At 68.1% G+C, this 18,925-nt stretch carries 20 protein-coding genes; 3 read left to right on the forward strand and 17 right to left on the reverse strand.

What is annotated here, in order from left to right; genetic code table 11:
- Positions 1-37 precede the first annotated feature (37 nt).
- The 8 genes from JOD27_RS25800 to JOD27_RS25835 form a co-directional block, all read right to left on the reverse strand.
- Positions 38-187, reverse strand: a complete 150-nt coding sequence (locus tag JOD27_RS25800) for a hypothetical protein (RefSeq protein WP_166049133.1) — start codon at positions 185-187, stop codon at positions 38-40.
- 54 nt (positions 188-241) lie between these two features.
- Complete coding sequence (locus JOD27_RS25805) at positions 242-1,372, reverse strand: pyridoxal phosphate-dependent aminotransferase (RefSeq protein ID WP_204764843.1); 1,131 nt, start codon at positions 1,370-1,372, stop codon at positions 242-244.
- Between the two features lie 21 nt (positions 1,373-1,393).
- The gene (locus JOD27_RS25810) at positions 1,394-2,560 is read right to left on the reverse strand and encodes a transglycosylase SLT domain-containing protein (protein WP_372441732.1); all 1,167 of its coding nucleotides are present in this window, start codon (positions 2,558-2,560) and stop codon (positions 1,394-1,396) included.
- Between the two features lies 1 nt (position 2,561).
- Complete coding sequence (locus JOD27_RS25815) at positions 2,562-2,867, reverse strand: hypothetical protein (protein WP_204764844.1); 306 nt, start codon at positions 2,865-2,867, stop codon at positions 2,562-2,564.
- 98 nt (positions 2,868-2,965) lie between these two features.
- The gene (locus tag JOD27_RS25820; protein ID WP_307830318.1) at positions 2,966-3,703 is read right to left on the reverse strand and encodes an ESX secretion-associated protein EspG; all 738 of its coding nucleotides are present in this window, start codon (positions 3,701-3,703) and stop codon (positions 2,966-2,968) included.
- A 22-nt stretch (positions 3,704-3,725) separates the two neighbouring features.
- The gene (locus tag JOD27_RS25825; RefSeq protein WP_204764845.1) at positions 3,726-4,997 is read right to left on the reverse strand and encodes a PPE domain-containing protein; all 1,272 of its coding nucleotides are present in this window, start codon (positions 4,995-4,997) and stop codon (positions 3,726-3,728) included.
- Positions 4,998-5,006: 9 nt separating this feature from the next.
- Positions 5,007-5,594 carry a DUF3558 domain-containing protein gene (locus tag JOD27_RS25830; protein ID WP_204764846.1) on the reverse strand — a complete coding sequence of 196 codons (588 nt, stop codon included), beginning with the start codon at positions 5,592-5,594 and terminating at the stop codon, positions 5,007-5,009.
- Positions 5,591-6,049 (reverse strand): hypothetical protein, encoded by a 459-nt coding sequence (locus JOD27_RS25835; protein ID WP_204764847.1) that lies wholly within the window; start codon positions 6,047-6,049, stop codon positions 5,591-5,593. The genes JOD27_RS25830 and JOD27_RS25835 overlap by 4 nt, the downstream gene beginning before the upstream one ends.
- Before the next feature lie 315 nt (positions 6,050-6,364).
- On the opposite strand from JOD27_RS25835, the gene JOD27_RS25840 reads away from it, so the two are divergent.
- Positions 6,365-7,213, forward strand: a complete 849-nt coding sequence (locus tag JOD27_RS25840) for an AraC family transcriptional regulator (protein WP_204764848.1) — start codon at positions 6,365-6,367, stop codon at positions 7,211-7,213.
- On the opposite strand, the gene JOD27_RS25845 is transcribed toward JOD27_RS25840, so the two are convergent.
- The 5 genes from JOD27_RS25845 to JOD27_RS25865 all read right to left on the reverse strand — a co-directional run bounded on the left by JOD27_RS25845 (position 7,203) and on the right by JOD27_RS25865 (position 12,610).
- The gene (locus tag JOD27_RS25845; protein WP_204764849.1) at positions 7,203-8,111 is read right to left on the reverse strand and encodes an ADP-ribosylglycohydrolase family protein; all 909 of its coding nucleotides are present in this window, start codon (positions 8,109-8,111) and stop codon (positions 7,203-7,205) included. The genes JOD27_RS25840 and JOD27_RS25845 overlap by 11 nt on opposite strands.
- Positions 8,108-9,364, reverse strand: coding sequence for a phosphoribosylamine--glycine ligase (gene purD, locus JOD27_RS25850; protein ID WP_204764850.1), 1,257 nt, complete (start codon positions 9,362-9,364; stop codon positions 8,108-8,110). The genes JOD27_RS25845 and purD overlap by 4 nt, the downstream gene beginning before the upstream one ends.
- 16 nt (positions 9,365-9,380) lie before the next feature.
- Positions 9,381-10,358, reverse strand: a complete 978-nt coding sequence (locus tag JOD27_RS25855) for a TAXI family TRAP transporter solute-binding subunit (RefSeq protein WP_204764989.1) — start codon at positions 10,356-10,358, stop codon at positions 9,381-9,383.
- Complete coding sequence (locus JOD27_RS25860; RefSeq protein ID WP_204764990.1) at positions 10,348-12,237, reverse strand: TRAP transporter permease; 1,890 nt, start codon at positions 12,235-12,237, stop codon at positions 10,348-10,350. The genes JOD27_RS25855 and JOD27_RS25860 overlap by 11 nt, the downstream gene beginning before the upstream one ends.
- 112 nt (positions 12,238-12,349) lie before the next feature.
- On the reverse strand, positions 12,350-12,610 hold the full coding sequence (locus JOD27_RS25865) for a UBP-type zinc finger domain-containing protein (protein WP_204764851.1): 261 nt from the start codon (positions 12,608-12,610) through the stop codon (positions 12,350-12,352).
- Positions 12,611-12,638: 28 nt separating this feature from the next.
- On the opposite strand from JOD27_RS25865, the gene JOD27_RS25870 reads away from it, so the two are divergent.
- Positions 12,639-14,186 carry a Na+/H+ antiporter gene (locus JOD27_RS25870; protein ID WP_204764852.1) on the forward strand — a complete coding sequence of 516 codons (1,548 nt, stop codon included), beginning with the start codon at positions 12,639-12,641 and terminating at the stop codon, positions 14,184-14,186.
- A 78-nt stretch (positions 14,187-14,264) separates the two neighbouring features.
- Positions 14,265-15,350, forward strand: coding sequence for a glycerophosphodiester phosphodiesterase (locus JOD27_RS25875; RefSeq protein ID WP_204764853.1), 1,086 nt, complete (start codon positions 14,265-14,267; stop codon positions 15,348-15,350).
- Here JOD27_RS25875 and JOD27_RS25880 read toward each other — a convergent pair.
- From JOD27_RS25880 to JOD27_RS25895, 4 genes are read right to left on the reverse strand one after another with little or no spacing between them, the layout of a single operon-like run.
- Entirely contained in the window at positions 15,340-16,464 is a 1,125-nt protein-coding gene (locus tag JOD27_RS25880) for an LLM class flavin-dependent oxidoreductase (RefSeq protein WP_204764854.1), read from the reverse strand. The genes JOD27_RS25875 and JOD27_RS25880 overlap by 11 nt on opposite strands.
- The gene (locus JOD27_RS25885) at positions 16,461-17,429 is read right to left on the reverse strand and encodes an ABC transporter substrate-binding protein (RefSeq protein ID WP_443673964.1); all 969 of its coding nucleotides are present in this window, start codon (positions 17,427-17,429) and stop codon (positions 16,461-16,463) included. Before JOD27_RS25885 ends, JOD27_RS25880 begins: the two co-directional genes overlap by 4 nt.
- Positions 17,413-18,114, reverse strand: a complete 702-nt coding sequence (locus tag JOD27_RS25890) for an ABC transporter ATP-binding protein (protein ID WP_204764856.1) — start codon at positions 18,112-18,114, stop codon at positions 17,413-17,415. The genes JOD27_RS25885 and JOD27_RS25890 overlap by 17 nt, the downstream gene beginning before the upstream one ends.
- Positions 18,099-18,866 carry an ABC transporter permease gene (locus tag JOD27_RS25895; protein WP_307830319.1) on the reverse strand — a complete coding sequence of 256 codons (768 nt, stop codon included), beginning with the start codon at positions 18,864-18,866 and terminating at the stop codon, positions 18,099-18,101. Before JOD27_RS25895 ends, JOD27_RS25890 begins: the two co-directional genes overlap by 16 nt.
- Positions 18,867-18,925 lie beyond the last annotated feature (59 nt).

The raw sequence follows: 18,925 nt of genomic DNA on the forward strand, positions 1-18,925 counted from the left end.
GCTTCATGGTGAGCGGTTCGTCCCGGTCAGGCCAGTCTCACCGCTTGGATTTGATCGCACCGTAAGCCGCGGTGCCTGCGAGGAGTAGCCCTCCAATCACGGCGAGCCAGAAAAGTCCTTTCACGACGGCTCCGACGACGGCCAGCACGATCCAGATCGCCACCAGCCACCCGATGATCGCCCACATGGGTCCTCCCCTTCTCCGTTCTGTGAACGTTCGGCAGGCCCGCTTTGTTGCGATCTACAGCCAGGCCTTCAGGCGGCGCAGGGCCTCCTCGATGTCCTGGGTGGCGCCCGCGAAGGACATCCGGACGAAGTGGTGGCCGTCGACCGGGTCGAAGTCGATGCCGGGCACGATCGCGACGCCGGTGTCGTCGAGGAACCTGCGGCAGAAGCCCATCGAGTCGTCCGTCAGGTGCCTGATGTCGGCGTACACGTAGAACGCGCCGTCGGCCGGTGCGAGCTTGTCGATGCCGAGGTTCGTGAGGCCTTCGAGAAGGAGGTCGCGGTTGGTCTTGTACCGCTTGAGGTGTTCCGCCGTTTCGGCGTACGCGTCGGGGTGGAACGCCTCGACCGCGGCGTACTGGGCCAGCGCGGGCGGGCAGAGGGTGAAGTTGCCGGTCAGGCAGTCCACGGCCCGGCGGAGCCGTTCCGGCAGCAGCATCCAGCCGAGCCGCCAGCCCGTCATCGCGAAGGCCTTCGAGAACGAGTTGACGACGATCGCTTCCCTCGACGTCTCCCAGGCACAGTGCAGCGGTTCGCCGTAGCTGATGCCGTGGTAGATCTCGTCGCTGACCAGCTGCACGCCGTTGGTCTCGCACCACGTGGCGATCGGGCCCACGTCCACCACGGTCCCGGTGGGATTGGCCGGGCTGGCGACGATCACGCCCTTGAGGCTTTCGTCGAGCATTTCCACGGTGGGCTGGAACCGCGTCTCCGGCCCGCACGGCAATTCGACGACCTCGCACCCCAGCGCTTTCAGGATGTTGCGGTAGGCCGGATATCCGGGTCGCGCGAGGGCGACCCGGTCACCCGCGTCGAAGGCGGCGAGGAACGCGAGCGTGAACGCGCCGGACGACCCGGTCGTGACCACCACGTCGTCGGCCGTCACGTCCAGGTCGTACTGGCGCTGGTAGTGCCCGGCGATGGCCGATCGGAGCTCGGGAATCCCGAGCTGCTCGGTGTAGCCGAGCGCATGCCGGTTCAGGGCTTCGGTGGCCGCGTCGCGCACCGGTCGCGGCGCCGGGCTGGACGGCTGCCCGGCGGCCAGCGAGATCACGTCACCGTGCGTCCGCTGCCTTTGCGCGGCAGCGGAAAGCACGTCCATGACGTGGAACGGCGGTACGTCGGCGCGGGCGGCCACGGTCAGCATGCCGCCAGGCTAACCCGCTGGTCAGTAGCCCTGGTAGCCGCCGCCGTGCGCCATCGCCTTGAGACCGGGGTGTCCCTCGAAGCCGCCGTAGCGCGAGAACGTGTACCGGACACCGGCGATGATGTTGTCGACCGGGTTCCAGATGTCGTCGTGGCCGGGCAGCTTGTGGGCGTTGAACGTCGAGTCGATGCACTGCATCAGACCCTTCGACGGGTGGCCCGCCTGGGCGTTCGAGTCCCAGAGGTTGATGGCGTGAGGGTTGCCGCTCGACTCCTTCTCGATGATCTTCCAGATCTCGTCGATGTTGTCGTCGGTGACCGGGATGCCGTTGGCCTGCAGGATCTTGATGGCCTCGCGGATCCACTCCTCGACGTTGCCGGGAGGAGGGCTGCCCGAGGGCGGGCCGCCGCTGGGGCCGAGGCCGCCACCGCCGCCTCCACCACCACCTGATTCGCCGCCACCGCCACCTCCGCCGCCGCCACCGCCTTGGTGCTGGGAAGGTGCCGGTTGTTGTTGCTGCTGCTGTTGGGGTGGCGAGTCCGAAGAGGACGTTTTGGTGGACTCGTCGGGCGGCGGGGTCGGCGCCCACTCGATCGGCTTGCCGGGCGCGGGCGTGAACGACTGCGTGTTCGGGTCCTCAATGGACGAGAACTTCGGCGACAGCGAGCCGGGACGGCCCTTGAGGGTGCCCGCCGCGGCGTTCACGGCGTTCTCCGCCTGGGCGATGACGGGCTTCGCGTCGCTCGTGGCCTCCGCGCAGTAGCCGCGGATGACACTGTCGACGTCCTCCTGCGGCTGGCCGTGCAGCTGCTGGCGTGCCTGCCGGGCCCGGCTCAGCAGGTTCTCGCAGATGCTCGTCATCGAGGTCTTGGCGGACTCCAACGCGTTCGCGGCCGCCTCCAGGTCGGCCGCGGCACCGTTGAGGGCGTCGGTCATCGAGGTGCCGCACTTCATGAGGTTGCCCATGTAGGCGACGAAGCCGTCCGCCGACTTGCCCTCCCAGGCGCCGTCGAGCTGGCTGACCGACCTCTGCAAGGCGTTCGTCTGGTCACCGCACTTGCCCGCCGCCTGCTTCCAGCGGTTCGCGATGTCGCGCACGGCCTGCGGTTGCGCGGTCTCGATCTTGTCAGCGAGCGCGGCCAGCTCGGCCCCGCCGGGCAGTGCCGCGACCTCGTCCATCGCGCTCACGTCACACCGCCCTCATCGCGTTCTTGTTGGCTTCCTCGGTGTCCGCGACGTTCGTCTGGATCGCGTCGAGCGCGGTCTCCACCTTGCGCAGCACCTTCTCGGCAGCCTCGAACTCCTGGCTGCCCGCCTGGTCCATCGCGGTCACCGCGCCCGAGATCGCACCGGAAGCGCCGAGTTTCCCGAAAATGTCCGGATTGCCGTACTGATTGGAAAAGCCGTCGCCGATCGCACCGAATTGCCCGGCCTGACTGCTCACCGTCGTGCGGCACTGTTCCATGGCTTCGCTGTTGAACTTGGCCACAGCCATGCGCCTACCCCCTAAACGTGTCCCCGCCGACCTTAGAACGAATTGCTTCGCACGGCCGGGTGATTGTTAGGACGCAGGCGCCGGCTTTGCCGTTCCGCTCACACCTCTTGCAGAAGGTCCCACACGGCCCCCGCGAGCCGATGGTTGTCGACAGGCGTGATCGTGCACCACTGCCGCCCGTCACTGCTCGGCTTGAGCTGCCGCAGGTACCGCCCGTTGTGCGTGTCGTGGAACGAAACCACCCGCTTGGCCCGCCGCCCGTTGCGCTGCACACCGAACTGCCCGCGGGTCGAGATGCCGTCGAGCATCCCGGCGAGCTCCTGCGCGTCACCGAGCCGCATCCCCTGCCGCTCCAACGTGGTGATCAACCGCTGCGCGTCCAGCCCGACGTCCTTGGCGGCCGTCACGAGCTCGTCGTAGGGCAGGCTGATCGACCGCCCGAACCCGGCGGGCATCTCCCCGGCCACCGACACCGCGGCCTCGGCCAGCGCCGTGCCACGAGCCTCGATCAACCACATCTCGTCCCGATCCTGCACGGCGAGGATCGCCTCGTCCCCGATGGCGGCAGCGAGCCCGCTGATCTGCCGATCGGCCCAGATCCACAGGTCGATCGAGGTGGTCGCGTTGGCCAGCAAGGCGAACCCGTCCGCCAGCTCGGGCACGACCCGGCCGTTCCCGGCCAGGCCGCGCGCCTCCAACGACTCCCAGGCCCGCTTCACCACCTCGGCCTTCTCGGTGTGGGTGATGGAGGGAATCCGCGTGTCCAGCGCGACGTGCGCGGCCGGGAGGCGCTGCGCCTCCCAGACCACGGCGAACTCCACTGTGGACAAAACCACAGAACCTGGTGAGCTCAAGGGATTACTGGTCCTTCGGGTCTTCGCCGATGACGGACTGCACCACCATGCGTTCGTCGCCGAACACATCATCGGAGTCGACACCGTACTTGCGCACGTGCTCGCCGTCCTCCTCGCCCTCACCCTTGGCCGCACCGGCCGCGGGCGACATGAGCGACCCGGACCCCTTGCCGGCCGGCCCACCCTTGCCCGCCGCGGCCCCAGGACGGTTGCCCTCGGGACCGACACCAGTGGCGCCACCGGGCGTCATCGTGCCGCCAGGGCCCTTGCCCGCCGCGCCAGGACCACCAGGCGCGCCAGGACCGCCCTTGCCCGCTCCGATCGTGCTCGGCGCTCCCTTCGGGCCGGTGGGGGCGATGGGCGTCTTCGGTGCTTGGCTCGGGCCGCGGCCGCCGCCGACCACCTGGGCACCGCGTGCCGTGGTCGACGCACCTGCGAGGCCCGTCGCCGCCGCGCCTGCCGCGGCGATGCCTACGGGCAGGGTGCTGGGGAACGGCTTCGGCAGGCCCGTGCCGGCTGCGATCGGGTTGGGGGTGCCCGGACCGGGAAGGATGCCCGTCGAGTTGCCGGGGATGCTGGGGGTCGGGCCGACCGGGACGCCTGGCGAGCCTGGGGTACCTGGGGTGCCGGTGAATGCCGGGCCGCCGGGGATGGTCGGGGTGCCGGCGTGGGGCGGGCTCACGGGAGGTCCGACGGGCGTGGTGACCGCACCGCTCGTGACCACGATGTCCGGCGCCTTGTCGGGAGCGCGGAAGCCGTCCAACGAGCCCTGGCTGTTGCGCACGTAGCCGTTCAGGCTGTCGATGGCCTGCTGCCGGGCGCGGTTCGTGGCCTCGACCTCGGCGGCGTGGTCGGTCTCGATGCCGATGAGGCTCGCGCCCTTGTCGACCCAGTTCTTCTCGGAGTCGCGGCGCAGGTCCTGCTCGGGAGGCGTGCTGTAGCGGGCGGTGCTGGTGCTCTCACCCTGCCGAGCCATCGCATCCGAGTTCTGCACCGTGGTCTGGTTCGCGTTGCTGAGACCTTCAGCCGTGACCGACGTCTTCTCCTGGGCCTGGTCGCCGGCGGCGCCCTGCCAGTCGATGCCGAGTGCCTTCAGCTGGGTGCGCAACTCCTCGTCGACCCGCTCGAGACTGTTCGACAGGTTACGCAACGCGTTGGAGGCCTCGGCGAACTTGTGGGCGAGCTGACCGCTGTTGAGCTGCTTGACCTCAGCCGCCAACTCCTCGTTGGACCAACCGGGAAAGTTCCAGTCGTTCAGGTCCTGATACCCCGACATGTCTCCCCCTCACTTCCGCGTCTTTAGAGTCTCGAGCGCAAGAGCAGCGGCCGCTTTCGCGTTGGCGCACATCTGCTGCTGCGACTCGTCCTTCTTCACGCGAGGCTTGTAGCTCACGTACAGCTGCTGACTTTCCGCGACATCGACAGCAACCGCGCAGTCAACCTTCTCGACGCCGGTGAAAGTGATTTCAGCCGCGCCGTACCCGGACACGTCGACCAACTTGGCCGTCACGTTTCCGGTACCGTCGAGCCAGTATTTGATTCCCTTGTTCGTCGCCGGGAGAACGATGTAGCTGTAGCTGTTCCCGTTTTCGTAGAAGCAGCCGGCCTGCTTCTTGTCGTCGACCGAGTCAAACTGGTCCGGGACAGTCGTGGCGACCTTGATCTCAGACATCTGACTCTCGGTGAGCAGCTTGCAGGCATCGACACCGTCGAGCTTCAGCTCCGCTGGGCGCTTGGGAAGATCTCCCGATGACTCCGAACTCGAAATAGGAGACCCCGTAGGGGTGGGCTTGCCAGGCACGTCACTACCGCACGCCGAAAGAGCGACCAGCAAAACTGCTGCCGAAGCGAAGGCGATCCGATTCCTGCTCACTTCTGCTTTCCGAACGTCGTAGTGATCTCTTCTTCTGTGAAGCCGTACTGCTTGGCCGCCTCGCGCAATTGCGTCGCCAAAGCGTCCAGGCTTGCCACATAGCTGTCGACCCGCCCGGCGTACGTGTCCTTGCCACCAACCAGGCGGCTGTTCCAAGCAGCGGCGATGTCGGCGCCGACCTTGCCTTCGGCACGCGCGTCAGCCTTGATTTTCAGGTCTTCGGTCGCGTGCTCCAGCGCACGGCTCAGCACACTGGCCTGATCCTGGATGATCTTGCCGGCCTTGAGGATGTTGTCCTTGTTGACCTCGAACTTCTGAGTCGACGGCGCAGAAGTGAGTCTGTCCATGAACGATGAAGCGGCCTTGAACGTGGCCACCGCACCAGCTACCGCGCCACCAGCCAGTCCCGCAGCGGCACCGAGAACGGCATCCGCCCCCGCGTTCTCCTGTGTCACGACGTTCTACCCCCGTACGGTTGGTAACGGTTCGGTCCCGCTTCGCAGGCTACCAACGCCCGCGTAAGACGTACCTGTGGTTGGACGAAGACCACCCCTGGTTCGTTCCACGTCACTCTGAGTTCCGTTTTCGCTGGCAGCAAGTGGCGATCGTCGAACGTCCGCGACGTCTTCAGCGCGCACAGGTGCGGCTCACCGCGAACGGTGACCGGGCGCCCAAGGAGCCGAGGCGGACGGCGGACGAGGTTCGCAAGGCGATCGGATAGGGCACAGGAAGTCGGGTAAGACACCTCGAGCACCCATAGCGTTGGGAACGTGTTGGAGCGACTCAACCAGGCCATGGCCCGCATCGAGGACGACCTCGCCACAGAGGTCGACGTCAGGCAGCTCGCGCGGATCGCGGGCACCAGCGAGTACCACCTGCGCCGGTTGTTCAGTGCGCTCGCCGGGATTCCGTTGAGCGAGTACGTGCGGCGCAGGCGGCTCACGAAGGCCGCGAGTGAGGTACTCAGTGGACAGGAGTCGTTGTTGGACATCGCCGTCAGGTGGGGTTACGGGTCCAACGAGGCCTTTGCGCGGGCGTTCAAGGCCATGCACGGGATCGGGCCGCAGGAGGCCCGGGTCGGCAGGAAGTCGTTGCAGTCGCAGCAGATTCTCAGGTTCAAGCTGATGGTCGAGGGGAGTACGAGCATGGAGTACCGCATCGTCGAGAAGGACGCGTTCCGAGTTGTCGGGCGGGGGACGAAGGTGCCGTTGGTGCACCTTGGGATGAACCCCGCGATCGTGGAGTTCGTCAAGGGCATCGGGATGCCGGCGCTGGAGCGGCTGAAACAGCTCGCCGACGGGGAGCCGGACGGGCTGGTCGCGCTCACCGGCAACCAGGAGGGCAACGAGGAGGGGGATCAGCTCGACTACTTCCACGGCGTCGTGACCAGCAAGGAGGCGCCGGCGGACATGGAGGTGATCACCGTGCCGAAGGGCACGTGGGCGGTGTTCAGCGCCGAAGGGCCCTACCCCGAGACGATTCAGCACATGTGGCGGGACGTGTACACGCAGTGGTTCCCGTCCAACAGCTACCGGAGTGTTGAGGGGCCGTCGATGTTGCGCGCGCGGATCGACGGGGACACGGCCGCGGCCGAGTTGTGGGTTCCCGTCACCAGCTGAGGGACAGGCGTTCGATCACGTCTCGCAGTTCCAGCACGGAAAGCCACGAGTCGGGGATCACGGCAACGCCGTCGCGGGCGCCCAGGATGTTGCCGCAGATCGAACCCGTCGAGTCGCTGTCGCCAGAGTGATTGACGGCGATGCGGACGGCGGTCGGGAAGTCGGGCGCCACCAGGGCCGCGTGCAGGCCGATGGCCAGGGCCTCTTCGCCCACCCAGCCGCCGCCCAGTTCGGATTCGATCTCTTCCGGGGTCAGCGGGCCGAGGCCTACCACCTTGTCCAGCAACGTGGTCTGTTCCTCGTGGCCTTCCCAGCGGACCAGTTCCGCGCGGGCCACGGCGATCGCCGACGGCAGGTCGGTGCCGCCCAGCAACGCCTGCACGATCACCGCCAGGACGCCTGCCGACAGGTAGCCGCTCGGGTGGTGGTGGGTCAGTCGCGCCGTCTCCGCCGCCAACGTGAACACCTCGCGCACGTCGCGGGACCACACGGCGACGGGGGCGGCGCGCATCACGCCGCCGCAGCCCTTCGAGTTGTTCTTCTCGTTGTGCTTCAAGGCGTTGATGCACGTGTGGCCCGGCGCCCGCCGCGAGTGCAGACGCTGGTCCGCCATCAACCAGCCGTCGGAAGCAACCAGAGGGCCGCCCTGCGTGTGCAGCCAACGGCCGTAGGCCGCGCGCACGGCCAGCACCGGGTTGATGCCGTGCTGCCGCGCGAGCAGCAGACCCTCCAAAGTGAACAGAACCATCTGGGTGTCGTCGGTGATCTCCAGCTGAGGCAGGTCGACGACACCGTCAGGGCCGTACTGACGGCGGATCACGTCGATCGACGAGAACTCGATCGGCGCGCCCAGGCCGTCACCGACGGCCCCGCCGAGAACACAGCCGAGCAGGCTCACGGCACCGAGATCTTGCCGTCGACCGCCTTCAGGGCGATGTCCGAACGGTGGTGCGAGCCGGTGAGGTGGATGTCCGCGATCTTCTTGTAGGCGCGCTCACGGGCCTTCGACAGCGACTTGCCGGTGCCCACGACCGACAGCACGCGGCCGCCCGCCGACACCACGGCACCGTCCTCGCGGCGGCGCGTGCCGGCGTGCAGCACGCCCTCGGCGTCGGAGCCGGTGATCACGTCACCCGTGCGCGGGTGGCCGGGGTAGCCCTCCGCGGCCACGACCACGGTCACCGCGTAGCCGTTCTCCCACTCCAGAGCGGGCAGCTCGGCCAGTTTTCCGGTGGCCGCGGCCAGGAACAACGAAGAGAGCGGCGACTTCAGCAGCGCGAGCACCGACTGGGTCTCCGGGTCGCCGAAGCGGCAGTTGAACTCGATCACCTGCACGCCGGACGACGTCAGCGCCAGGCCCGCGTACAGCAGACCGACGAACGGCGTCTCGCGCGCCCGCAGCTCGTCGACCACGGGCTGCACGCACCGCGAGACGATCTCTTCGACCAGCCCGGAAGGCGCCCACGGCAGCGGAGCGTAAGCACCCATGCCGCCTGTGTTTGGACCGTGGTCTCCGTCACCCACGCGCTTGAAGTCCTGCGCGGGGATCAGCGGCACGACGGAGACACCGTCGGTGACGCAGAACAGCGACACCTCGGGACCGTCCAGGAAGGACTCCAGCAGCACCGGGTGCCCGCCGTCGAGCAACGTCATAGCGTGCGCCCGAGCGGCAGCCAGGTCGGAGGTCACGACGACGCCCTTGCCGGCGGCCAGGCCGTCGTCCTTCACGACCCACGTCGGCCCGAAGCGCCCGAGAGCCGCGTCCAGGCGGGCCGGGTTGTCCACGACCTCGCTGTGCGCGGTCGGCACGCCCGCCGCGTTCATGACGTCCTTCGCGAACGCCTTGGAGCCCTCGATGCGGGCAGCCGCACGGGACGGCCCGAAACAGGGGATTCCCGCAGCTCGGACGGCGTCAGCGGCCCCGACCACCAGGGGTTGTTCGGGGCCGATGACGACGAGGTCGGCCTTCCACTCCTTCGCGAGGGTGGCGACCGCCGAAGCGTCTGCGACGTCCACGCCGTAGATCTCGGCGTGTCCCGCGATGCCTGCGTTGCCAGGCGCGCACGCCAAAGCAGTCAGTTGCGGGTCGCGTGACAACGCGAGGACAAGGGCATGCTCACGGGCTCCAGACCCGATGACCAGGACGCGCACGATGCCCCAGCGTAGTTCAGCCGAGCGCCTGCTTCGCTCCAGGGTGCAGCGGGACGGGGTCGGACGCCGCGGCCTTGTCGCGGGAGATGTCCTTCACGGCCGGGTGCACCTTCTCCAGGTCAGCCTTCTTGTCGAAGATCAGCTTGGTCACGGCGCACGCGTTGTTGGCCGCGAAGTCCTCGCGCACGAGCAGCAGGTTCGGTACGACGATCGTCCTGACCTCGGAGGCTCCGTACGTCGCAGCCGGGATCGTCCCCGTGTCGTACACCGGGCTGATCTTCTTCATCTCCGGCAGCAGCGGAGTGATGTCGACGAACTTCACCCGGTCCTTCATCGACGTCGTGATGTCGGTGATCTGCGGGGTCGGCAGGCCGCCCGACCAGATGAGGCCGTCGATGCTGCCGTCCTTCATCCCGTCCGCGGTCTTGGTCAGGTCCAACCGCTGGGCAGACACATCACTGTCGATGTTGAGCCCCGCCGACTTCAGCAACCGGCCGGCGATCACCTCGGTGCCGGACTTCGGCGAGCCGGTCGAGATCCGCTTGCCCTTCATGTCCGCGATCGAGTTGATCCCGGAGTCCGCGCGGACGAGAACCTGCGTGTAGTTCGGGTAGATCCGCGACAGCGCCGCGATCTTCTCCTTCTTGCCGTTGAACGCCCCGGTGCCGTTCACCGCGTCCGCCGCCGTGTCGGCGAGGGAGAACGCGATGTCGTACGTGCCGCCGACGAGCTGCTGGATGTTCTGCACGGACGCACCGGTCTCGGCGGCGGACGCCTTCAGCTTCGTGTTGTCGGAGATCAGCTTGGCGAGGCCGCCACCGACCACGAAGTAGACGCCACCGGAGTTGCCGGTCGCGATGGTGATCCGGCCGTCGGACGCCTCACACGACGCGCCACCACCCGACGCGTCCGGCGTCGTGGGCGTGCGCTTGCCGCCACACCCGGAAACCACGAGCGCCAAAGCGATCGCGCCGATCGCGTACCTACGCAGCATCACGAACCCTCCCACGAGTAACCAGGTGGACCGCCACGGCCACCACGAGGAACCCGGCCCCGATGGCGATCGTCAACGGCTGCAGGTAGAGCAGGAACACCGCGGCCGGAACGCACAGCAGGCGCTCCGGCCAGCGGGCAGGACCGAACAGCCAGCCGCCCGTCAGCACGGCGAGAGCGGCCACGCCGAGCGCCGACGCACCGAAGGCCCACACCGAGTTCAGCAACGGCCCGCGCAACAACAGCGCGGCACCGGAATCAGTCAGCACGAACGCGAGCGGCACGAGGAACGCGGGCAGCGTGTACTTCCACGTCTGCCACATCGTCTTCATGACGTCGCCGCCGGTCAGCGCCGCGGCGGCGACCGCCGCCAGCGCCGTCGGCGGTGTCACCTCGGACAGCACCGCGTAGTAGAAGATGAACATCGCGGTCTCGGCCGGCTCCACGCCCAGCGTGATCAACGCCGGCCCGATGACGACCCACGAGATGATGAACGACGCCGTCACCGGCACGGCCAGACCGAGCACCGACACCGCGACGGCCGCGAACACCGCCGTCAGCATCAGGACCACCGTCTCGGACGAGGACAGCGCTGAAGCCAGGTCCACCAACGACCCCGCAAGCGCTTGCCCCAGACCGGTCTTGGTGATCGTCGACGTGATCACGCCCGCCGCCGCGCACACGGCGATCACCGGCAACGCCGAGCGCACACCGGTCGACAGCGCGTCGGCCACCAACCGGAACCAGTCGCGCCGGTGGTTGATCAACGCGAACAGCGCCGCTACTCCCGTCGCGTACACGACGGCCTTGTAGACGGGGATGTCGAGCGCCAGGAAGACGATGATGATCCCGAGCGACAGGAAGTGGTACCAGCCGAGCTTCAGCACGTCCCAGAACCGCGGCGCGTCGACGTCGACCGGCTTCGCCCCGAACCGCCGCGCGTCGGCCTCCACGGCGAGCGCGATGCCCAGGTAGTAGAGCAACGTCGGGATGATCGCCCAGATCAGCACCGACAGGTACGACACCTGCAGGTACTCCGCGATGATGAACGCGGCGGCACCCAGCGTCGGCGGCGACAGGATCGCCCCGATACCGGACGCCGCGAGCAACCCGCCCGCGTTCTCCCTGGGGTATCCGGCCTTCTTCAGCATCGGCCACGTCACCGCGCCCAGCGACACGGTCGTCGCGGTGCCCGACCCGGACACGGTGCCCAGCAGGAACCCGGCGGTCGCCGCGGTCCGACCGGGCGCCGTCCGTGACTTGCGGAAGGCCGCGAAGCTGATGTCGACGAAGAACTTCCCGGCACCGGAGGCGTTCAGGACGGCGCCGTAGATCGTGAACAGCACGATGTAGGTCGCCGCGACGTCCAGCGGCGTCCCGTAGAACCCGCTGGCGTCGTTGAAGAACCCGTTGATGATCTGGGAGAAGTCGACACCGGAGTGCGCTATCGACCACGACGGCGGCAGGAACCCGCCGTAGTAGGCGTAGGCGATGAACGCCAGGCACACCACCGGCAGCACCCATCCGGTCGTGCGCCTACATGCCTCCAGGATGAGAACGAGCAGCACGGCACCTGCCGCCACGTCCAACGACGAGAGCTGCCCCTGCCGGTTCAGGAACTCGTCGAAGCCTCCGAACAGCGGATACGCGCCGACCACGAAGGCCAGCGCCGCCAGCACCCAGTCGACGATCTTCGGGGAGTGCCCGCGGCCGTACGACAGGAACACCAGCGGCAGCGTCACCGCCAGGAAGATCACCAGGTAGTACTGGCTTCCCTTGGCGAACGGGAAGAACACCTGCTTGAGCACCAACAGGGCGATCAGCAGGCCGGCGATCCACAGCGCCCGCTCCCACCTGGGTGAGAGCGCGCGCGACGGCATCTCCTCGTCGTGCTCCGCGACGATGCGGGCGAGGTCCGGGTTGGCCACGATCGCACCGTACTGTGGGCCCGATCACAACGTCAGACGATCAATCCAAAGGGATTGCAAAGACTCAGACGACGGCACTATCCACATAGCACCAGCGCCAGTCCTCGCCCGGCTCGAACGAGCGCATGACCGGATGCTGGGACGCGGCGTAGTGCTTCGTCGCGTGCTTGCCGGGGCTCGAGTCGCAGCACGCCACGTGCCCGCAGGAAAGGCACATCCGCAGGTGAGCCCAGTTGTGCTCACCCAGAGCGAGACAGTCGACGCAGCCCTCTGTCGACTCCGGCGTCACCGACTGGGGCAGCGCTCCCACGTGCGAACAGGTCATGGCATCCATCTTTACGCAGAATGAGCGCATGCACGGGCCTGAACTTCTGCTGCTGTTACTCGGGGCGCTGGTCGTCACGTCCATCGCCCGCCGGCTGAACTGGTCGGCGCCGCTGGTGCTGGTCGCGGTCGGGCTCGTGGTCTCGTTCATCCCAGGTGTGCCGGAGTTCGAGCTCGATCCGCACCTGATCCTGGTGCTGGTCCTGCCGCCGCTGCTCTACAGCGCCGCGCTCGACAGCTCGTACCTGAACATCCGCGCGAACCTGCGGCCCATCGGCCTGCTCGCGATCGGGCTGGTGCTGTTCACGACGTTCGTCGTCGGCGTCACCGCGAAGCTCGTCTTTCCCGACCTGCCGTTCGCCGCCGCGCTCGTGCTCGGCGCGGTGGTGGCTCCGCCGGACGCCGTCGCCGCCGTCGCGATCGGTCGGAAGCTCGGCCTGCAACGCCGGGCGATGACGTTGCTCGTCGGCGAGAGCCTGATCAACGACGCCACGGCGCTGACGGCGTTCAAGGTCGCGGTGGCGGCCGCGGCGGGAGCGGCCATGCATCCCGCCAAGGGCGTTGGGCTGTTCCTGCTCGTCACGGCTGGTGGCATCGCGATCGGCCTGGTCGTGGGCGTGGTGGTGAGGTTCCTGCGCAAGCGGCTCTGCGAGGGCGTGCTGGAGAGCGCGCTGGGACTGCTCGTGCCGTTCGGGGCCTACCTGCTCGCGGAAGAGGCCGCCCACGTCTCGGGTGTGCTCGCGGTCGTCGTCGCGGGCCTCTACGTCGGCCACCACTCGCCGCGCGGCACCTACTCGACCCGGCTGCAGGACGCGGCGGTGTGGCGGTCGGTGGACGTGCTGCTGGAGTCGTTCGTCTTCGCGCTCATCGGCCTGCAGGTGTCGGCGATCATCAGCAACGTCGACCTGAACGCCGGCCTGCTGCTCGGCGCGGGAGCCGTCCTGCTGGCCACGGTCCTCGCGCGGTTCGTCTGGATGTACCCGGCCTCCTACGTGCCGATGTACCTGTCCAAGCGCTTGCGTGAACGAGAGCGGTGGCCGCATCTGGGCCAGGTCACGGTGATCGCGTGGGCGGGTATGCGCGGCGTCGTCACGCTCGCCGCGGCGGCCGCGATCCCGCCGGAGGTGCCGGGCCGGGACATCATCCTGTTCTGCGCGTTCGTGGTCACCGTCGCCACGTTGCTGTTGCAGGGCACGACCTTGCCGTGGGTGATCAACAAGATCGGCTTCGAGGGTGACGACGCGCGCAAGGACGCGCTGGCGGAGGCCCAGATCCAGCACCGGGCCGCGCAGGCGGCGGTGACCAGGCTGGACGAGGAGATCGCGGACGTGCCCGACCACGTCCGCGACCAGCTGCGGGCGCTCGCCGAGCACCGGGGCAACGCCGCGTGGGAACGGCTCGGGCGTCAGGAGGAGGAGAGCCCGGCCGCCGCATACCGCAGGCTGCGCAGGATGATGCTGAGCGCGGAGCGTGACGAGTTCATCAAGGCCAGGGACGCCGGCGAGATCGACGACGAGGTGCTGTTCCGCGTGCTGCGGGAACTGGACTTGGAAGAAGCCGCACTTTCCCGTGAGTAACCGTTCACCTGCATTTCGTGTTGCGATGCTTGGGTGCGCTCTCAACCGAAATGGGGAGGTCGAACGATGTTGCCCAGAATGATCCGGGCCCGTGGTCTTGCCGCCGCCGTCCTCGTCTTCGCGGGCGCGGTGGTGGCATCCCTGCCCTCCGCGTCGGCTCACGACGACAAGGGGCCCATCGTCATCGGGCACCGCGGTGCGTCGGCGTACCGGCCGGAACACACGCTGGCGTCCTACGAGCTCGCCGCGCGCATGGGCGCCGACTACGTCGAGCCGGATCTGGTGTCCACAAAGGATGGTCAGCTGGTCGCCCGGCACGAGAACGAGATCGGCGGCACGACCGACGTCAGCACCAGGACGCAGTTCAAGGACCGGCAGAAGACCAAGGTCATCGACGGCACGTCGATCACCGGCTGGTTCACGGAGGACTTCACGCTGGCCGAGCTGAAGACGTTGCGCGCCAAGGAGCGCATCCCGGCGATCCGCCCGCGCAACACGCTCTACGACGGCCGCTTCGAGGTGCCGACGCTGCAGGAGGTCATCGACCTCACCAAGCGCCTGTCCCGCGAGCTGCACCGCGAGATCGGCATCTACCCCGAGACCAAGCACCCGACGTACTTCTCGTCGATCGGTCTCGCGCTGGAGCCGAAGCTCGTCGACGTGCTCAACCGCAACGGCCTCAACCGCCGCAACGCCAAGGTGTTCGTGCAGTCGTTCGAGGTCGCGAACCTCAAGGAGCTGAACAGGTCGCTGCGCGTGCCGCTGGTGCAGCTCGTCAACGGTTCCGGCGCGCCGTACGACTTCGTCGTGGCCGGTGACAAGCGCACCTACGCCGACCTGGTGACCCCGGCCGGGCTGCGCGAGGTCAGGTCGTACGCGGACGGCGTCGGCGTGACCAAGGACCTGATCATCCCGCGCGACGCCAACGGCTTCCTCAAGGCGCCGACGACAGTGGTCAAGGACGCGCACAAGGTCGGCCTGATCGTGCACGCCTGGACGTTCCGCAACGAGAACTCGTTCCTGCCGGCCGACTTCCGGTCCTCGACCGACCCGGCCGCGTACGGCCGGGCCTTCGAGGAGTACGACGTGTTCTTCAAGACCGGGCTCGAGGGCCTGTTCGCGGACAATCCCGACACGGCCATCGAGGCCAAGGTCAAGCGCTAGCGAGTGCGAGCGTGCGGTCCCCGTCGAGCAACCCGCGTTGCTTCAGCAGGGGCCGCACGCCCTCGCCGAACCAGTACGCCTCCTCCAGGTGCGGGTAGCCGGAGAGGACGAACTCGCTGATCCCGACGGAGTGGTACTCCTCGATGAGGTCGGCGACCTCCGAGTGCGACCCGACGAGCGCGGTTCCCGCACCACCGCGAACCAGTCCGACGCCCGCCCACAGGTTCGGGTAGATCTCCAGGCCACGGACGCCGCGGCTGAGACCACCGCCGTGCAGCGCCAGCATCCGTTGCTGGCCAACGGATTCCGACGTCCGCAACTGCTCCTGCGCCTTCGCCACCGCGGCCGGGTCCAGCGCGTCGAGCAGCCGCGAAGCCGCCGCCCACGCTTCCGCAGACGTGTCGCGGCTGATCGTGTGCAGCCGGATGCCGAACCGGATCGGCCTGTCCGTCAACGCCCGTACCCGCGCGATCTTCGCCGCCACGTCCTCCGGCGGCTCTCCCCACGTCAGGTACACGTCCGCATTGCGGGCAGCCACCGGCAAAGCGGCATCCGACGAGCCACCGAAGTAGATCGGCGGCACCGGGTCCGGCGCGGCCAGCACGGTCGCGTCCCGCACCTGGTAGTGCTTGCCCTGGAACGAATAGGGCTGCCCCGTCCAGGCTCCGCGCACGATCTGGAGGAACTCGTCGGTGCGCGAGTACCGCTGGTCGTGGTCGAGCCAGTCGCCGAACCGTTGCTGCTCAACGGAATCGCCGCCGGTCACGACGTTCAGCAGCAGCCGTCCGCGCGAAATGCGTTGATACGTCGAGGCCATCTGCGCGGCGAGAGTCGGCGACAGCACGCCCGGCCGGAACGCCACCAGGAACTTGAGGCGAGACGTGAGCCCGATCAACGCGGCCGTGGTCAGCCACGCGTCCTCGCACCACGTGCCGGTCGGCGTGAGCACGCCGGTGAACCCGACCTGCTCCGCCGTGCGCGCGATCTGCGCCAGGTAGTCGATGTCCGGCTCGCGACGCGCCCCGGCGACAGGTGCCCGCTGCGCGTGGAAGTGCTCCACGACCGTTCGCCCGTCGCCGGACGTGGGCAGGAACCAGTGCAGTGTGACGCTCATGCGAGATCTCCCTGGAACCTCGTGTCGACGAACTTCGCGAAGTCGACCTTGCCGGGCAACGTCTTGTCCTCGGTGAACGCGTCCGCGAGCTGCTGCTCCGAGGAGATCAGGGTGTCGTCGATCTTCACCGGCAGGTCGCCGTTGCGGTTCACCGCGGCCAGCGCGACCTCGTACTTGAGCCCCGTCTCCGCCGCCCACGCCTTGGCCCACTCCTCGCGGTGCGTGTCGGCCCACTTCTGCGCCTTGTAGTAGCGGATCAGGTACTCCTTGATCGCCGGGATCTTCCCCTTGTCGTCCAGGGCTTTCCGGCCCGCGACCTGGAAGCCGTACCCGTTCGCCCTGCCCTCGCCGGTGGTGAGCACGCGCGCCCTGGCCTCCTGCTGCGCCTGCGCGGTGTAGGGGTCCCAGACCGCCCACGCGTCGACTTTGCCCTGTGTGAACGCTCCGTACGCGTCGCTGGGCTGCAGGAAGTTCAGGGTGACGTCCTTGGTGGTGAGCCCGGCCGCGCGCAACGTGAGCAGGACCTGGCCGTGCGCCGAACTCCCCTTGGCGACGGCGATGTTCTTGCCCTTGAGGTCTGCGACGGACTTCAACGGCGAGGTCTCGGGCACGAGGATCGCGTCTGCCTCGACCTGGCCCTTGGACGCACCCACCGCGGCGATCTTGGCGTTCGCGGCGGCGGCGAAGATCGGCGGTGTGTTGCCGACGCCACCGAGGTCGATCGCACCGGCGGAGGCGGCCTCCAGCAGCGGCGGGCCCGAGGTGAACGTCGACCACTCGATCTTGTACGGGAAGTCGTTCAGCAGACCGGCGGCCGTGAGCACCGCCTTCGCGTTGCCCTTCTGGTCACCGACCTTGAGCACGACCTCGCCGGCCGGGGTGTCCTGCGCGGTGGCCGAGCACCCGGTGGTGAAGATGATCGCGGCGAGCAGGGCGAGCAGCTTCTTCTCAAGCAGCTGTTTCAACATCCACTCCCAGGTCGGCGAGCACGCGGGTGCGTTGCTCCACAACAGAGGCCCGGCGGCGCGGGCGGGGCAGGTCGACGTGGTGCGTGGCGACGATCCGGCCCTCGTCGAGCACGAGGATCCGGTCGGCCAGCAGCAACGCCTCGTCGACGTCGTGCGTCACGAGCAGCACGGCGGGCCGGTGCTTGGCCCACAGGTCTTCCACAAGGTGGTGCATGGCGAGGCGGGTCAACGCGTCCAGCGCGCCGAACGGTTCGTCCAGCAGCAGCACGTCGGGTTCGCGGACCAACGCCCGCGCGAGCGAGACCCGTTGCGCCTCGCCACCGGACAACGTCAGCGGCCACGCGTCGGCGTGATCCGGCAACCGCACCTCTCGCAGCGCCTTCAAGGCGATCGCGCGGCCGTCCGGCTTGTGCAGGCCCAACGCGATGTTGCGCCAGACCTTGCGCCACGGCAGCAGCCGCGGCTGCTGGAACGCGATCGACACCGCACCGGAGACGCGTGCTTCGCTGTCGATCTCTCGATCGAGGCCGGCCAGGATCCGGAGCAACGTCGACTTGCCGCAGCCGCTGCGCCCGAGCAGCGCCACGAACTCGCCCGGCGCGATCTCCAGGTCGATGCCGTCCAGCACCGTCCGCGCACCGAAAGCCTTGCGCAGACCGCGAATGCTCACCGGGTTCGCCATCGCAGGACCCTCCTCTCCAGCAACCGCACCAGCGCGTCGGTGGTCAGGCCGAGCAGCGCGTAGACCACGAGGCCGACGACCACGACGTCGGTGCGGAGGAACTCGCGGGCGTTGTTGATCAGGAAGCCGAGCCCGGCGTCGGCGTTGATCTGCTCGCCGACGATCAGCGACAACCAGGCCGTGCCGAGCGCGATCCGCAGTCCCACCATGGTTTGCGGCACCGCGGACGGCAGGACGACGTGCACGATCCGTTCGAGCCGGCTGTAGCCCAGGACTCTCGCGGCCTCGACGAGGCCGGGATCCGTCTGTCTGATGCCCGAGTGCAGGTTGAGGTACAGAGGGAAGGCCACACCGGACGCCACCAGCGCGAGCTTGGGTTCCTCGCCGATGCCGAACCACAGGATGAACAACGGGATCAGGCCGAGGTGCGGCAGCGTCCGCACCATCTGGACCGGAGGATCCAGCAACGTCTCACCCCACCGGGAAAGACCGGAAACCAGGCCCAGTGCGACGCCGACGACGCCGCCGATGAGAAATCCGAAGAAAACGCGGCCGAGGGAAACAACGAATGCGTCCGCCAATTGGCCATCCGCGATCAGCTCACCGGCCGACTGTGCGACGGTGAGCGGAGAGGCCAGTTTCTCGGGCGAAAGCACACCCGTTGAGCTGGCCAGTTGCCACAGAAGGACCAGCGCGACAGGGCTGATCCAGCGCAGCTGCAGCGCGGGTTTCCGAGCAAGAGAAAGGGCCACGGCCCGAATTACAGGCGGAGCCGTGGCCCTTCGTCAACGACGCCCAAATCGTGAAAAAG

The sequence above is a fragment of the Lentzea nigeriaca genome (assembly GCF_016907955.1).
GTDB classification, from domain to species: domain Bacteria; phylum Actinomycetota; class Actinomycetes; order Mycobacteriales; family Pseudonocardiaceae; genus Lentzea; species Lentzea nigeriaca.

Bases quoted from the DNA above. Each gene is read 5' to 3' on its own strand.
- JOD27_RS25800 (WP_166049133.1), bottom strand. From the start codon at position 187: ATGTGGGCGATCATCGGGTGGCTGGTGGCGATCTGGATCGTGCTGGCC.
- JOD27_RS25805 (WP_204764843.1), bottom strand. From the start codon at position 1,372: ATGCTGACCGTGGCCGCCCGCGCCGACGTACCGCCGTTCCACGTCATG.
- JOD27_RS25815 (WP_204764844.1), bottom strand. From the start codon at position 2,867: ATGGCTGTGGCCAAGTTCAACAGCGAAGCCATGGAACAGTGCCGCACG.
- JOD27_RS25825 (WP_204764845.1), bottom strand. From the start codon at position 4,997: ATGTCGGGGTATCAGGACCTGAACGACTGGAACTTTCCCGGTTGGTCC.
- JOD27_RS25855 (WP_204764989.1), bottom strand. From the start codon at position 10,358: ATGCTGCGTAGGTACGCGATCGGCGCGATCGCTTTGGCGCTCGTGGTT.
- JOD27_RS25860 (WP_204764990.1), bottom strand. From the start codon at position 12,237: ATGCCGTCGCGCGCGCTCTCACCCAGGTGGGAGCGGGCGCTGTGGATC.
- JOD27_RS25865 (WP_204764851.1), bottom strand. From the start codon at position 12,610: ATGACCTGTTCGCACGTGGGAGCGCTGCCCCAGTCGGTGACGCCGGAG.
- JOD27_RS25870 (WP_204764852.1), top strand. From the start codon at position 12,639: ATGCACGGGCCTGAACTTCTGCTGCTGTTACTCGGGGCGCTGGTCGTC.
- JOD27_RS25875 (WP_204764853.1), top strand. From the start codon at position 14,265: ATGATCCGGGCCCGTGGTCTTGCCGCCGCCGTCCTCGTCTTCGCGGGC.
- JOD27_RS25880 (WP_204764854.1), bottom strand. From the start codon at position 16,464: ATGAGCGTCACACTGCACTGGTTCCTGCCCACGTCCGGCGACGGGCGA.
- JOD27_RS25890 (WP_204764856.1), bottom strand. From the start codon at position 18,114: ATGGCGAACCCGGTGAGCATTCGCGGTCTGCGCAAGGCTTTCGGTGCG.